This window comes from Hamadaea tsunoensis DSM 44101, assembly GCF_000428945.1.
Taxonomy (GTDB): Bacteria; Actinomycetota; Actinomycetes; order Mycobacteriales; family Micromonosporaceae; genus Hamadaea; species Hamadaea tsunoensis.
In genome coordinates this window covers 266009-280552 of record NZ_AUAX01000004.1, presented here as the reverse complement: position 1 = coordinate 280552, position 14544 = coordinate 266009, and the positions used below count along the sequence as shown (strand labels likewise).

10 protein-coding genes are annotated in these 14544 nt (G+C 71.4%); 6 read left to right on the top strand and 4 right to left on the bottom strand.

Translation table 11 applies throughout. The annotated features are described in order from the left end of the window. Positions 1-38 precede the first annotated feature (38 nt). The 5 genes from G401_RS44430 to G401_RS0108735 are packed head-to-tail and all read left to right on the top strand — an operon-like array spanning position 39 to position 5327. Complete coding sequence (locus G401_RS44430; RefSeq protein WP_064741716.1) at positions 39-2348, top strand: transglycosylase domain-containing protein; 2310 nt, start codon at positions 39-41, stop codon at positions 2346-2348. A 33-nt stretch (positions 2349-2381) separates the two neighbouring features. Beyond that, a complete protein-coding gene (locus G401_RS0108750) occupies positions 2382-3107 on the top strand; it encodes a (Fe-S)-binding protein (protein ID WP_027342197.1) in 726 nt (241 codons plus the stop codon). Beyond that, positions 3104-4549, top strand: coding sequence for a LutB/LldF family L-lactate oxidation iron-sulfur protein (locus G401_RS0108745; protein WP_027342196.1), 1446 nt, complete (start codon positions 3104-3106; stop codon positions 4547-4549). Before G401_RS0108750 ends, G401_RS0108745 begins: the two co-directional genes overlap by 4 nt. After that, positions 4549-4731 carry a hypothetical protein gene (locus tag G401_RS0108740; RefSeq protein ID WP_027342195.1) on the top strand — a complete coding sequence of 61 codons (183 nt, stop codon included), beginning with the start codon at positions 4549-4551 and terminating at the stop codon, positions 4729-4731. Before G401_RS0108745 ends, G401_RS0108740 begins: the two co-directional genes overlap by 1 nt. Then, the gene (locus G401_RS0108735) at positions 4728-5327 is read left to right on the top strand and encodes a LutC/YkgG family protein (RefSeq protein ID WP_027342194.1); all 600 of its coding nucleotides are present in this window, start codon (positions 4728-4730) and stop codon (positions 5325-5327) included. Before G401_RS0108740 ends, G401_RS0108735 begins: the two co-directional genes overlap by 4 nt. Positions 5328-5482: 155 nt before the next feature. On the opposite strand, the gene G401_RS52500 is transcribed toward G401_RS0108735, so the two are convergent. Next, positions 5483-6553 (bottom strand): hypothetical protein, encoded by a 1071-nt coding sequence (locus tag G401_RS52500; RefSeq protein ID WP_051366380.1) that lies wholly within the window; start codon positions 6551-6553, stop codon positions 5483-5485. Positions 6554-6563: 10 nt separating this feature from the next. On the opposite strand from G401_RS52500, the gene G401_RS0108725 reads away from it, so the two are divergent. Beyond that, complete coding sequence (locus G401_RS0108725) at positions 6564-7619, top strand: hypothetical protein (RefSeq protein WP_157545482.1); 1056 nt, start codon at positions 6564-6566, stop codon at positions 7617-7619. Positions 7620-7733: 114 nt separating this feature from the next. Here G401_RS0108725 and G401_RS52495 read toward each other — a convergent pair whose 3' ends face one another. From G401_RS52495 to G401_RS0108710, 3 genes are read right to left on the bottom strand one after another with little or no spacing between them, the layout of a single operon-like run. Next, positions 7734-12557 (bottom strand): carbohydrate-binding protein, encoded by a 4824-nt coding sequence (locus G401_RS52495; RefSeq protein WP_051366379.1) that lies wholly within the window; start codon positions 12555-12557, stop codon positions 7734-7736. 45 nt (positions 12558-12602) lie between these two features. Then, positions 12603-13394, bottom strand: coding sequence for a HoxN/HupN/NixA family nickel/cobalt transporter (locus G401_RS44415; protein WP_034591031.1), 792 nt, complete (start codon positions 13392-13394; stop codon positions 12603-12605). After that, positions 13391-14065 (bottom strand): hypothetical protein, encoded by a 675-nt coding sequence (locus G401_RS0108710; protein WP_157545480.1) that lies wholly within the window; start codon positions 14063-14065, stop codon positions 13391-13393. The genes G401_RS44415 and G401_RS0108710 overlap by 4 nt, the downstream gene beginning before the upstream one ends. Between the last annotated feature and the right edge of the window lie 479 nt (positions 14066-14544).

Below are 14544 nucleotides of genomic sequence, written 5' to 3'. Positions count from 1 at the left end.
TCAGGACGAACCCAGGTTGACCGGGCAGGCTTGCGCTCATGTTCCCCCTGTCCCCCGATACCGAAGACACCGACGCGCCCGACGTCACCCCCGACGTTCCGGTGCGCGTACACCGCAAGCTCGGCCGGGCGCTGCTGATCGCGCTGGTGACGGCCGGAGTGCTGGCCGGGGCGGCCGTGCCCGCCGCGGCGCTGGCCGGCTGGGCGGTCGGGCACGCGGGAATCGGCTGGGACGACATGCCGGCGGCGCTGCGCGACCCCGCCCAGCTGCAGGCCAGCTACCTGTACGCGAGCGACGGCAAGACGCTGCTGACCACGTTCTACGACCAGAACCGCAAGGACGTGCCGCTGGCCCAGGTCGCGCCGATCATGCGCAAGGCGGTCGTGGCCGCCGAGGACACCCGGTTCTACGAGCACGGCGGCGTGGACCTCAAGGGCATCCTGCGCGCGGCGGTGGCCAACGGGACGAGCGGCGGCGTCGAGCAGGGCGCCTCGACGCTGACCATGCAGTACGTCCGCAACGTGCTGAAGAACGATCCGAGCGCGACCGACGCGGAGCGGCAGGCGGCGACCGCGGTCACGACCGGCCGGAAGATCACCGAGGCCCGGTACGCGATCACGATCGAGCAGCGGCTCACCAAGGACCAGATCCTCGAGCGCTACCTGAACATCGCCTACTTCGGGCACGGCGCGTACGGCATCTACGCCGCGGCGCACACCTACTTCTCCAAGGACCCGAGCCAGCTGACCCTCGCCGAGTCGGCGCTGCTGGCCGGGCTGTTGCAGTCGCCGGAGTCGGACAACCCCGTCGACGGCGACCAGGACCGTGCCCTGCAGCGGCGCGCGTACGTGCTGCAGTCGCTGGTCGGCACCGGAGACATCACGGCCGCGCAGGCGACCGAGACGACGGCCGAGAAGCTCGTGCTGAAGCCGAGCTCCACGCCGAACGACTGCACCGCCGCCAAGGACTCCACCGGCTATTTCTGCGACTACTTCCGCAGCTGGTGGCAGTCGCAGGCGGCGTTCGGCGACAACGCCGCCGACCGCCTGCAGGAGCTCAAGACCGGCGGCTACCGCATCGTGACCTCGCTCGACGCGAAGGTGCAGGCGACCGCGCAGGCGCAGGTGCTCAAGGTCTACGGGTACACGAACAAGCGCATCTCCCCGATGGCCGTGGTCCAGCCCGGCACCGGCAAGGTCGTCGCGCTGGCCGTGAACCGGCACTACAGCCCGGAGGCCGGGGCGGGCAACTCCGTGCTGCAACTCGTCGCGGGCGGCAACGGCGTCAACGGCTACCAGGCCGGCTCGACGTTCAAGATGTTCACGATGCTGGCGGCGCTGCAGGAGGGCAAGACCCTCGACACCGGAATCTCCTCCCCGGACCGCTACACCTCCTCGTTCCCCTACACCGGCCCGGGCAACTGCGACGGCTACTGGTGCCCGCAGAACGCGTCCGCCTCGATGGCGGGCTACCGGAACATGTGGACGGGCTTCGGCCGCTCGGTCAACACCTACTTCGTGCAGCTGGAGGAGCAGGTCGGCGTGGCCAAGGCGGTCGCCGTGGCGCAGAAGCTCGGCATCCAGTTCCGTTCCGCCGAGGACAAGAAGCTCGCGGCGAGCCCGGCCAACTGGGGCGCGTTCACGCTGGGCGTGTCGGCGACGACGCCGCTGGACCTCGCCAACGCGTACGCGACGGTGGCGGCCGAGGGCATGTACTGCAAGCCGACGCCGATCGCGTCGATCACCGACGCCAACGGCAGGAAGCTCGCGACCGGCGGCGCCGACTGCACGCAGGCGCTGGACAAGGACGTGGCGCTGGCGGCGACGGACGCGGCCCGCTGCCCCGTCGGCCAGCAGTCGGCGTTCTACCGGTGCAACGGCGCCACGGCGAGCTCGGTCGACGACATCGTCGACGGCCGGCCGATCGCCGGCAAGACCGGCAGCTCCGACGGCAACGTCACCGAGTCGTTCGTCGCGTTCACCCCGCAGCTGGCGGCGGCCTCGATCGCGGCCAACCCGAGCGGCACCGCCGACGCGGTGGGCTCGGCCGTCCAGCGGGACGTGATCGCGGCGGTCGCGCACACCCTCGACACGGCGCTGTCCACCGACACCCGGCAGCTCTTCGGCGATCCGCCGGTCGCCCTGGCCTTCAAGTCCGGTTATGTGACACGCGAGCCGTCCGACAAGCCGACCCAGAAGCCGGGCAACGGCAACGGGAACGGCGATGGGAACGGCAACGGCAACGGCAACGGGAACGGCAACGGCGGTACGACGCCGAACCCGCAGCCCACCGCCTCGCAGCCGGCCGGGACGGGCGGTACCGGCGGCGGACGCGGGCGGCGGGGCTGACCAAAACGCGGCAGATCCTATAGGATCCGCCGCGTGAGGATCGCGCTGTTCGTGACCTGCCTGGCGGACACGCTCTTCCCCGACGTCGGCCGGGCCACGGTCACGCTCCTGGAGCGGCTGGGCCATCAGGTCGTCTTCCCGGAGGGGCAGACCTGCTGCGGCCAGATGCACATCAACACCGGCTACCCGCGACAGGCCCGCAAGCTCGTCCGCCGCCACGTGGAGACGTTCGAGCCCTACGACGTGATCGTGGCGCCCTCCGGCTCCTGCGTCGGCTCGGTACGCCACCAGCACGCCACGGTCGCCCGCGAAGCCGGCGACGAGGTGCTGGCCGCCCGTGCGGAGACCCTGGCCAAGCGGACGTTCGAGCTGTCGGAGCTGCTGGTCGACGTGCTCGGCGTCGAGGACGTGGGCGCGGCGTACCCGCACCGGGTCACGTACCACCCGACCTGCCACAGCCTGCGGATGCTGCACGTCGACGACAAGCCGCTGCGGTTGCTGCGCCGCGTACGCGGTCTCGACCTCGTCGAGCTGCCGGACGCCGAGCAGTGCTGCGGTTTCGGCGGCACGTTCGCGCTGAAGAACGCGGACACCTCGACGGCCATGCTCGCCGACAAGATGCGGTGCGTGCTGTCCACGAAGGCCGAAGCGGTCACGGCCGGCGACGCCTCCTGCCTCATGCACATCGGCGGCGGGCTGTCGCGGCTGCGCACCGGTACGCGTACCGTGCATCTCGCGGAAATCCTGGCGGCGCGATGAGCGAGACGTTCCTCGGCATGCCGGCCGCCCCGAAGGGTGTGGGGCAGCTGCGCGGCGACGCGGACTTCCCGGCGGCCGCCCGCGCGGCGCTGGCCGACGGGCAGCTGCGGCGCAACATCGGCCACGCGACCGCGACCATCCGCGCCAAGCGGGCCAAGGTCGTCGGCGAGGTGCCCGACTGGCAGCAGCTGCGCCGGGCGGGCGAGGCCATCAAGGCCGCGACGATGGCGAACCTGGCCGACCACCTGGAGCGCCTGGAGCGCGAGGTGACCGCGCGCGGCGGCGTCGTGCACTGGGCGGGCGACGCGAACGAGGCCAACCGGATCGTCGTCGACCTGGTCCGCGCGACCGGCGCCGACGAGGTGGTCAAAATCAAGTCGATGGCGACCCAGGAGATCGGCCTCAACGAAGCCCTCGAAGCGGCCGGGATCGCCCCGGTCGAGACCGACCTGGCCGAGCTGATCGTCCAGCTGGGACACGACAAGCCGTCGCACATCCTCGTGCCGGCGATCCACCGCAACCGCGCCGAGATCCGCGAGATCTTCCTGCGCGAGATGCCCGGCGTGGACCCCGCGCTGACCGACGACCCCCGGCGGCTGGCGATGGCCGCCCGGGCGCACCTGCGCGCGAAGTTCCTCTCCGCCCGCGTCGCCGTCTCGGGCGCCAACTTCGCCGTCGCGGAGACCGGCACGATCACCGTCGTCGAGTCCGAGGGCAACGGCCGGATGTGCCTGACCCTGCCGCGTACGCTGATCACGGTCATGGGCATCGAGAAGGTGGTGCCCACCTGGACCGATCTCGAAGTCTTCCTCCAGCTGCTGCCCCGCTCGTCGACCGGGGAGCGGATGAACCCCTACACGTCCACCTGGACGGGGATCACCCCCGGCGACGGGCCGCAGGAGTTCCATCTCGTCCTGCTCGACAACGGGCGTACGCGCGTCCTCGCCGATCCGGCCGGCCGCTCGGCCCTGCACTGCATCCGCTGCTCGGCGTGCCTCAACGTGTGTCCCGTGTACGAGCGCACGGGCGGGCACGCGTACGGGTCGGTGTATCCGGGGCCGATCGGCGCGATCCTGTCGCCCCAGCTCACCGGGGTGGCCGACAACGCCTCGCTCCCCTACGCGTCCAGCCTGTGCGGGGCCTGTTTCGACGCCTGCCCGGTCCGCATCGACATCCCCACGATCCTCGTCCACCTGCGATCGTCCGTCGTGGACGATCACTCGCGGGTGTCCCCGGAGGCGGTGGCGATGGCGGCGGCGGCCTGGACGATGGCGTCCCCGGGACGGTTCCGGTTCGCGTCCCGGCTGCTGCGGCTCGGCCGGCTGATCGGCCGAGGGGGTCGCATCCGGCGGCTACCGTTGTTCCTCGGCGGCTGGACGGAAGCCCGCGACGCGCCGGTCCCCCCGGCCCAGACGTTCCGCACCTGGTGGAGGAAGCGCTGATGTACGGGCGATGGCCGGCCAAGAACGAACCCGGCCGCATCTACGCGGAGGGCCTCATCCGGCAGTTCTTCGCCTTCTTCGGCAGCTTCGCCGCTCCGCGCCCCGAGGCCGCGCCGCGTCGCCGCTCGGTGTCGGCGCGCAAGGTCCCCGCCCGGATCGGTCAGCGACGGAGGCGGCGATGAGCGCGCGCGAGGACATTCTCGGCCGGATCCGCGCCGCCACCGCCGGTGTCACCGCCCCGGCCGTGCCGCGCGACTACCGCATCTTCGGCGACCACGCCTCGGGCGACCCGCGCCTGCTCGACCTGCTCACCGACCGGCTCGACGACTACAAGGCCACGGTCCACCGGGTCACCGCCGCCGAGCTGCCCGGCAAGCTCGCCGAGATCACCCTCGGCTGGTCCGTCGTGGTCCCGCCCGGCTCGCCGCTCCCGCTGCCCGGGGCCGCCGTCGACGACGATCTGGCGTACGCGGACCTCGACCGGATCGACGCGGTGCTCACCGGCTGCGCCGCGGCGTGCGCCGAGACCGGGACGATCGCCCTCGACGGCGGCCCCGGGCAGGGCCGGCGGGCGCTGACGCTGATCCCGGACCGGCACGTGTGCGTGGTCCTCGCCGACCAGGTCGTGCAGACGGTTCCCGAGCTGCTGCACCGGCTCGACCCGGCCCGGCCGCTGACGTTCGTGAGCGGGCCGTCGGCCACCAGCGACATCGAGCTGAACCGCGTGGAAGGGGTCCACGGCCCGCGTACGCTCATCGTCGTCCTCGTCACGGCGTGACCGGCCGCCGCGCGCAGCTCCAAGATCCCGTTTGGATCAGGGAAATCACCCGAATCATGGCCCATGATTACGTGGCGATCCCTGATCCAAACGGGATCTTGGAGGGGCCGGACGCACGGGCGCGGGGCTGGACGCGCGGGTGCCAGAATCGGACTTTACATTGGCAATCTTCTATTGATCGATGAAATATGCGACCGTGCTTGCATGCCGACCAGCATCCGGCGCAGGCTCCAGCCCTTCGTGGCCGGGGCCGCCGCCTTCCTCGTGACCCTCGGGGCCGGGTCCGTGTACGCCGCGGCCCACACCCCGCCGCCAGCCGCACCGGCGATGACCACGGTCGCCGACGAGTCGCCCTGCGTACGCGACCTCGACTTCAGTGCGTGGTACTTCGATCCCTGCATCCCCGAGGGGCAGCCGCTGCCCGACGACGTCGTGGCCGCCCTCGCCCAGTTGCGGGCCGAACGGTGCGGACCGTCCGCGACACCGACCGGGTCGCCGAGCCGCTCCGCGTCGGCCTCGCCGTCGGCGTCCCGATCGGGTTCGGCGACACCGACGCCGAGCGCCACTCTCCACTCGACCGCACCGGTCTCCCCCGCCGCCGCGCAAGACGCCGTGGACGGCGTCGCCGGGGCGAACACCGTCCTCGACGCGAAGGCCGCTGCCGCGAACGTTGTCGCCACGAGTGCCGCCGCCACGAGTACGGCCACCGCGACGGCGAGCCCGACGCGCAGTCCGAGTGCGACACCGAGCGCGACCGGGACCGCGACGCCGAGCCCGACCGGTTCGGCGGATCCGTGCGCGAGTTCCACCCCCACGGGCGGCCCGACGGGATCGCCGACCCGGACGGCGTCCGCGAGCGCGTCGGCCTCCCGCAGCGCCAGCCCGTCGGCCAGCGCGAGCGCGAGCGCGAGCCCGTGCGCGTCCGGCGGTGCGTCGCCGTCGGCCTGCGCGTCCCCGTCGGGATCGGGGTCGCCGAGTCCGAGCACCTCGCCGAGTCCGAGCCGGTCGCCGTGCCCGTCGAGTTCCGCGTCGTCGGGGCCGTCCGCGTCGGCGTGCCCGTCGGCCAGCCCGTCGAAGAGCGCGACACCGTCCCCGTCGCCGTGCCGGTCCGGCAGCGCGAGCCCGAGCGCGTCGCCCTGCCCGGTGTCGCCGCCGCCGACGACGCCCGCGCCCTCCCCGTCGCCGTCGAAGAAGGCCTGCGCGACCGAGCCGGCCGAGGCGCTCAAGGACCGGATCGTGTGCCGGGACCCGAACACGATCCCCGACCCGAACAACCCGGTCGTCCTCACCGCGACCGGCGACTCCGTGACGTCGGCCCACCACCAGTTCGGCTTCGGCGCGATGTGCGCGAACACGTCCTTCGACAACCGGAACCTGGTCGGCAACAACGCGATCTTCAGCTACGCGGGGCGGTACACCAACAACCTGAACCCGAACGTGAGCGAGTACTACAACTTCGCGCGTACCGGGTTCACGACGCGGGACATGCTGGCGGCCGGGCCAGCCACGCCGGACGCCTGCGGCAACCCGTGGGGCCGGGCGGCCGCGCCGGTCGCCCAGGCGGCCGCCGTCACGCGGCAGGCGAAGGCCGACGGGAAGAAGGCGTACTACGTCACGACCGGCGGCATCAACAACACCAACTGGACCACCGTGCTCCAGCAGCTGATCAAGTGCCGCGGGCTGGAGTTCGCCGCCCAGACGTGGGCCAACATGAGCACCTTCACCTGGGCCGCGATCGGCGGCCGCAACGGGATCATCACCAACGGGGGCGGCTGCGTCTGGCGTATCCGCAACCCCAATCCGTTCGGCACGGACTGGTTCATCCGCGAAGGCGTACCGCGGTACGACGGGCCGGCCCAGTATCCGACGATCACGGCCGACGCCGGGACCATCGTGCAGACGATGCTCAACGCCGGGGCGGACAAGGTCGTGTGGATGCTCTACTACGACATCAACCCGGCGAACATCGACATCGGCAACTTCGGCTGGTACTACGTCCGCGCGTACTCGCCGGGGTGGGTCGTGGGGCTGATGCCGCCGACCGTGACGCCCACGCTCCAGCCGCTGGTCGATCCGGCCTGGGTGGGCGCGGTGCGCACGGTGACGACGGACCTCAACAACGCCATTCTCGCCGGGATACCGGCGAACCCGAAGGTCCTGGCCCAGACGCCGCCGCTGTTCGCGGCGGCGGACATCCAGACGACGGCGCTGGGCGGGTGCCCGCACCCGAGCGCGTCGGGCCACGACAAACTCGCCGCCCGCCTCGACGCGGCCTTCAAAGCACTCCCCTGAGTACGCGAAGACCCTCCTGAGTACGCGAAGATCCCGTTTGGATCAGGGAAATCACCCGAATCATGGCTCATGATCACGTGGCGATCCCTGATCCAAACGGGATCTCGGGAGCGGTTACCCGATCAGCGCCCAGGGGCCGTAGGGGTCGCCAGGCGCCTGGTTGCGGGTGTACCAGCGGGCCTTGAACGTCTTGCCCTGGTACACGGCCACATCTCCGGCGTTGAAGATGCGCGACGGCGTCCACAGCGCGGTGCCGTCCTCCGTCATCGCCAGTTCCTGCCACGCCCCGTACGCGTCCCCCGGCTGGGCGTTCTTCGCGTACCAGGAGGCGGCGTAGACCTTGCCGGCGAAGGTCACCCGGTCGCCGGCGTTGTAGACCTTGGTGGCCGACCACGCGGCGGGCAGGTTCACCGTGACGGTTCCCGTGCCCTGTGCGGCTTCCAGGTACTCGTTGCCCGCGTACGCGGCCGTCAGGGCATGGTCGCCACCGGACAGTCCCGCCGGGAGGGTGATCGTCGCGGTGTCGCCCGTCAGGTTCGTCGAGCCGAGCACCTTGTCGCCCTCGCGCAGTTCGACCTGTCCCGTGGCGGGAGCCGTGCCGGCGCCGAGTTGCACGGTCGCCTTCGCGGGCGTACCCCAGCTGGTCGCCGGGGCGGTCACGGTCAGGGACGGCTTGCCCTTCGGCGTACGGAAGACCGCCGGCTGGGCCACCGCCACACCGTCGTCCGCGCTGCGGGCGGCGACGATCCACGCGTACGAGGTGGCCGGGGTGAGGCCGGACCACGTGACGGTGGCGGTGCCGCCGGCCGTGATCCCGTCGGTGCCGATCGTCCCGGCCGGCACGTACGCGGCGAGCGAGTCGGTCGAGAACGAGGTCTTGCGGGTGGTGAGGTCGACCGGCAGGGTCAGGTTGTCCTCCGAGCCGTTGTAGCGCGGCTTGGTCTGGCTGCCGTCCTGGCGGATGTCGTACTCGGTCGCGCCGAAGTTGTTCAGGAACGGCGAGTACGTGTCGATGTGCATCTCGGAGCGGGCGACGTCGAACTGCAGCAGGCGCAGGAAGCTCGCGCCGAACTGGAGCCGGTCGGTCGCCTTGTGGTCGGGTACGCCGTCGCCGTCGACGTCGATGTCGCCGTTCGCGTCCGCCTTGCCGGGCCACAGCTCGCCCGCCGCAACGGTGTAGAACTGGTAGTCCGCCAGCAGCTCGACGACGTCGTGGGTGACGGTGACGCCGACGCCCGTCTTGAGGTTGATGCCGACGCCGTGCTCGTGGCCGGCGAGGATCAGGAAGACGTTCGGGTTGGTCAGGACGACCTGCTGGTAGAGGGCCGAACCGTCCGGGTCGGAGAACGCGGCGCCGCGGCCGTCCGCGTTGGCCGACGGCTTGAGGTAGTCGTGCGACAGCAGGATGCCGTTGCGGTCCTTGTAGCGCTTGAAGATCGAGTCCGCCCACTTCGCCTCGGCCGGGGTGACGCCGTAGGAGAGGCCGACCGCTACGAAGTCCAGCCCGCCGGCCGAGAACAGGACGTAGTTGTTCTGGTTGTCCTTGCCCGGCGTGACGCTGCCGTCGGCGTTGGTGACCTCGTCCCACGCGTGGTACGAGGCGCCCGCCGGCCAGCTCTTGCCGACGTTGTAGTACCGCTCGGCGCTGAACGTCCTGCTGAACCGGGAGTCGGGACCGGTCTCGGCGCCCAGCTGGTCGTCGTGGTTGCCGGCGATCACCTGGTTCACGACGCCGTTGTCGTCGAGGATCTTCTGGTAGCCCGACGAGACCGCCAGCTCCTTGTCGACCTCCTCGTTCAGGCCGGGCCGCACGAGCGAGCCGTCGGGGTTCCTCGCGAGCGGGTCGTAGTAGTCGTTCTCGATGACGTCACCGGTGTGCGCGGTGTACGCGATCTTCCGCCCGGCCTCGTTGTCCGCGATCCACTGCGTCTCGGACTTGTACGCGGCCTGCCAGATCGCCTGCTCCTCGGCGGTCTCGACGTCGGCGGCCTCGGTCCTGCCGTCCCAGTCGTCGTAGGTGCCGCCGGCCGCGCCCTCGGTGAGGTACTGCGTGTCGGTGAAGTGGGCGATCGAGAAGTCGTAGGTGCCGGGGTCCTCGAAGTGGTCCTTGTCGTTCTGCGCGGTGGCGTCGCGCGGCGACAGGTCGTCGGCGAACGGGTCCTCGCCGGTGACGAGCACATGGGCGGTGGTGCCGTCCTTGTACCTGTCGTCCAGCGTCGCGGTCAGCACCGTGCTGTGTGCGGCGTTGCCGCGCGAGCTGGTGAGCACGACCCACTTGAGGGCCGCTTTGTCCCAGACCCGCAGGGCGACGACCCGCTCGGGGTCGATGGTGCCCTCCCAGCGCAGGATGGGCGCCGAAGCGGTGCCGACCGCGAGGTCGTAGCGCTGGAACACCACGTCGCGACCGGACGCCGTGTCGACGCTCTGCCCGTCGAGCGGCCGCAGCGATGCGACCTTGACCGTCGTGTCGTGGGCGACGTCCAAAGTGGTCGGTACGCCGGCCGCCTCGCCCTGGTACCCGGTCGTCGGCAGGACGACGTCGGCCTTGGTGAACGTCGCCGTCAGCGGTACGCCCGCCTCACCGGGAACGGTCGCCGACAGCGTGGCCGCCGGCGAGGTGTTGCCGGACACCGCCGCGCCGAGATCGGCCGGCACGTCCGGGATGCTGGCGCTGGTGAAGTGGATCTCGCGGACGGCCTTGTTGCCGAGCGCGTCGGCAACCGTGACCGCGATGGTGTGGCTGCCGGCCGGCAGGCCGTGGCCGAGGGCGTCGCCCTGCTTCACGGCCTTGCCGTCGAGAGCCAGCACCGGCGTACCGGCGATGCCCGTGGCGTCCTGGAGCCGGACGTCGAGCACCACGGTCGAGGTGATCCGCTGCCCCTCCGCCGGTACGCTGCCCGCCACCTCGGGCGCCGTGTTGTCCACGCTGAAGCGGCGCCTCGCGGTCTTGTCGCCGACCGCCGCGGTGATCGTGTGCCGTCCGTCGGCGAGCCGTGCCGTGTCGACGTCGGCCCGCCGGCCGAGCGCCGGCGACGGCGTACCGTCCGGGGCGGTGACGTCGAAGAAGACCGCCTTGTCCAGTGTGGAGTTGAAGCTGCTGCCGCAGGTGCCGTCGCCGATGTTGACGGTCACCGGCGTACCGGCCGGGTAGGTGGCCGAGCCGATGGTGACCGTGTTCTCCGCGGTCTCCTTCGTCAGCTGGGTCGCCTTGCCGCCCACCGGGTTCAGCGCGAAGTCCCGCAGCGTGAAGTCGTCGTGGTTGTCGCAGCCGCCGGCGTTCGCGCCGCCGTGGTCGCTGCCCGCGACGAACTCCACCACGTTCACGCCCGGCACGAGCCACTCGTTCGGGAACGCGAGGTCCGCGACCTCCTTCTCCCAGATGCCCAGGTCCAGCGGGATGCCGTTGATCAGGACCTTGTTGTCGAACCCGCTGTCGGAGCCGTTGCCGCCGACGAACACCTTCAGGTGCGCGTTCCCGCCACCGCCCAGGGTCGCCACCGTACGCGTGGTCGGCGCGTCCGAGACCGTGAAGTGGAACTCGGCCTCCTTGTTCGCGCCGCAGGTCCCGTCGCCGAGCGCGAGGGACGCCGCCGTCGTCTCCGCCTTGGTGACCGTCGCCCCGGTCGTCGTGACGAGGTACGTGGTCCCCGGCGTCACCGTTCCCGCCGTGCTCAGCACCAGGCTCGCCGACGTACGCGTGACCTTGAAGTCGTCGTGGTTCGCGCAGGTCGCGCCGTTGAGCGTACCGTTGTAGTCACCGGTCTTGAGCTCGACGACGTTGTCGCCGGGGTGCAGGAACCGGTTCGGCAGCCTGAGGCTGACGTCCTCGGCACCGAGGACGCCGTAGTCGCCCCCCAGCTCGACCCGGTTGCCGTTGACCAGCACGTAGTCGTGGTATTTGGCCTCGACCGAGTTGCCCGCCTCGACGGTGAAGCCGAGCGTCGCCGTCCCGTCCGCGAGGAACTCCGCGTTCTCGGCCGGAGTGTCGTCGATGGACAGTGACCGGACCGAGCCGTCGGATCCAGCCGGCAGGGCGGCGATGACCGGCTTGGTCCCGCGTACCAGCGCGCCGTCGGCCGGGGTCACGCTCGCCGCACCGGCCGGGGCGTTGTTGACCTCGACGGTCGCGACCGCGCGTACGCCCGCTTCGGTGGTGGCGACGACGTTGTGCGTACCGTTGGCGAGCTTCGTGGTGTCGACGGACGCGCTCAGCCCGGCGGTGCTGCCCGGCTCGCCCGAGACCACGAACGTCAGCGGCTGGCTGAGCAGGTGCTTCGCGCTGCCGCAGGTGCCGTCGCCGAAGGCGTAGCTGAACGCGTTCTGCTCGGCGTCGGCCACCACGCCGATCAGGCCCAGGCCGATGCTGCTCAGCGCGAAGTCGTCGTAGTTCGGGCAGCGCAGGCCCTCGCCGTAGGGCAGCGTCTCGACGCCGACCGCGCTCGCGTTGGTCGTGTCGACCCAGTTCGCGCCCGCGTACACCGTGATCGTGTTGCCGCCCGCGTGCAGCCAGCCGCCCGGGAAGTCGAGCGTCGTGCGTACGCCGCCCGCGATGTCCGGGAAGGAGATCCGCTCGTTCTCGGCCGTGTGGTCGTTGACCACGATGTAGTTGTGGTAGCGGGCTTCGGTGCCGTTGCCGCCCATGTCGAAGCTCAGCCGCGCCGTGCCGGCCGTGGGGTCCGCGGCGACCGGGTCGCCGTCGACGGCGAGCGAGACGACCGAGTCGTCCTCGGTCACCGGCGCGGCCGTGATCTTCACGGTGCCTTCGAGCGTCTGGCCGTCCCGCACGCTGAGCGTGGGGGCGCCGGCGTCGGCGGCCGGGGTCTCGCCGGAGGCGCCGTTGGGAAGGAAGGCGGTGCCCGCGCCCGCGACGATCAGCAGGGCCGCGACCGGCCCCAGGATCCGCAGGTGCCGCCGACCGACGCGGAGTCGGTGGGTCATGAGGAAGGTTCTCCTTGCTGTGAAGTGGGGCCCTGGAATGGGGGTTTAGGTGAGGGTCGTCAGGTGGACCGCGGCGACGGCCGTCAGCCCGAGGCCGAACAGGGTGATGCCGGCGGCCGCCAGCACGGGCGCCACCCGTGTCGCGAGCCGCAGCGCGGTACGCGACCGCGCGCCCCGCCGGACCACGGAGCTGCCGCCGATCGCGATCAGCCCGACGCCGAACAGGACGGTGGCCATGCCGAGGCCGAACGTGGCGACGAGCAGCAGCGCGAAGCCGGGGCGGCCGAGGAACAGGCCGGTCACGAGGACCAGGAAGGCGGCGGGCGACGGGGTCAGACCGCCCGAGACGCCGAGGAGCAGCAGGCCGGGTCGCGGCGCGGGGTCTTCGTCCACTTCGGAGTGATCGTGGTGGTGATGACGGTGCTCCTTGCCCCACGGCCAGTGCCGGTGCGTGTGCCCGTCCGCCACCGGCCGCCGCGGCAACCGCCGCCGGATCAGGAACACCCCGGTCGCCAGGACGAGCAGCCCGGCGACCAGTTCGAGCCACGTCGTGAGCGCTTGCATTCGGATGACGTTCTGTAGGGACAGGAACGTCCAGGCCAGCCCGATCACGAGGACCGACAGCGTGTGCATGATCGCGACCGAGCCGCCGAGCCAGGCCGCGTCGCGTACCTTGCCCCGGGAGCCGGCGAGGTACGCGGCCGCGAGGCTCTTGCCGTGCCCGGGCGCGACCGCGTGCCCGGCTCCGGCCGCGAAGGCGAGCGCGAACGCCACCGGCGGTACGCCCGGCGACTGGATGACATCCTGCAGCCGGTCGGCCAGCGTGGCGGTGATCATCCGGCGGCCCGCTTCCGGCGGCGTACGACGAGAAACGCGCCCGCGCCCAGCAGCAGGGCGGCCAGGACGATCGCGCCGAGTTGGACGGCGGCCGCACGAGCGGACGAGGCGGCGGACGGCGACGAGCCGAGGGTCCAGTCGTGCGACTCGTGCCCGGTGGCGTAGACGGCGCGCGCGCCGCCCGGACCGCTCGCCATCGTCTGATAGGCGGGGTGGAGATCGGTCAGCATCCGTACGCCGACCGTCGCCACCCCGACCGCCGCGGCGCACGTGAAGTCGACGGTGACGCCCGCGGCGGCCAGGTCGGACGGCGGCTCGACCCTTCCGGCGCAGGCCGACCGGCCGCTCGTGACCGTGATGCGGTGCAGCAGGTAATCGGCGAACTGCCCGGACGGCCCGATCGCCGCCGCGTCCGCGGGCCGGTAGAAGACCGCCCCGTCGAGCATGACCCGATCCGCCGGCAGCACCCCCAGCCGTACGCCGAGCAGCGTCAGGTCATCGGTGCCGCCGACCTTCCAGCGGATGTGGACGACCGCCGGGTCCGCCGCGTCGAGCGAGACGGCGACGGTCTGCGGCGCCCCGAACGGATGCGCCGCGACCGGCGACGCGGGGCCGGCCGCCGACGCGAGGACGGCGGCGGCCACCAGGACCGACCGGCGGAATGTGGACACGGCGAAGCTCCCCACTGACAAGATCAAGTGGGGAGCTTGCCGCCCGTGCAGAAACAGCCCGGATGAACGCCGTGAGCACCAGAAGGCGCGCACATGAACATCCCACCTCCAGCACCCGCCCCGTCGGTCCGACGCAGTCGCGTCCCGGGAAAGACGCGACCGCCTGATGGAAGCAGTGCGGCTTCCACCCGGACAGCCGGATCTCCGGCCGCTCGTGCGGGTCGCGATGACCGCGCGGTCCGCGTACGCCCGGTAGGTCTCCGGACGGGTCGGCCGACCGCCACACCAACCTTGATCATGTCGCGCATATATGTCGAAGTGGACCGCCTGCTCATGATCGTGTAACGCATATATGTTGCGGCGGAAGGCTTTCGACATATACGGCTTACATGATCAAGGCCAGTCCGCGATGGTCGCCGTTTCTTGATCGAAACGGTGACCGAAAGACGGTGAAGGATGCGTCGCCCCACTGTGCCGAC

What these genes read in the sequence shown, in the direction of transcription:
- G401_RS44430 (WP_064741716.1), top strand. Translation starts at nt 39, where the DNA reads ATGTTCCCCCTGTCCCCCGATACCGAAGACACCGACGCGCCCGACGTC.
- G401_RS0108735 (WP_027342194.1), top strand. Translation starts at nt 4,728, where the DNA reads ATGAGCGCGCGCGAGGACATTCTCGGCCGGATCCGCGCCGCCACCGCC.
- G401_RS0108740 (WP_027342195.1), top strand. Translation starts at nt 4,549, where the DNA reads ATGTACGGGCGATGGCCGGCCAAGAACGAACCCGGCCGCATCTACGCG.
- G401_RS44415 (WP_034591031.1), bottom strand. Translation starts at nt 13,394, where the DNA reads ATGATCACCGCCACGCTGGCCGACCGGCTGCAGGATGTCATCCAGTCG.
- G401_RS52495 (WP_051366379.1), bottom strand. Translation starts at nt 12,557, where the DNA reads ATGACCCACCGACTCCGCGTCGGTCGGCGGCACCTGCGGATCCTGGGG.
- G401_RS0108745 (WP_027342196.1), top strand. Translation starts at nt 3,104, where the DNA reads ATGAGCGAGACGTTCCTCGGCATGCCGGCCGCCCCGAAGGGTGTGGGG.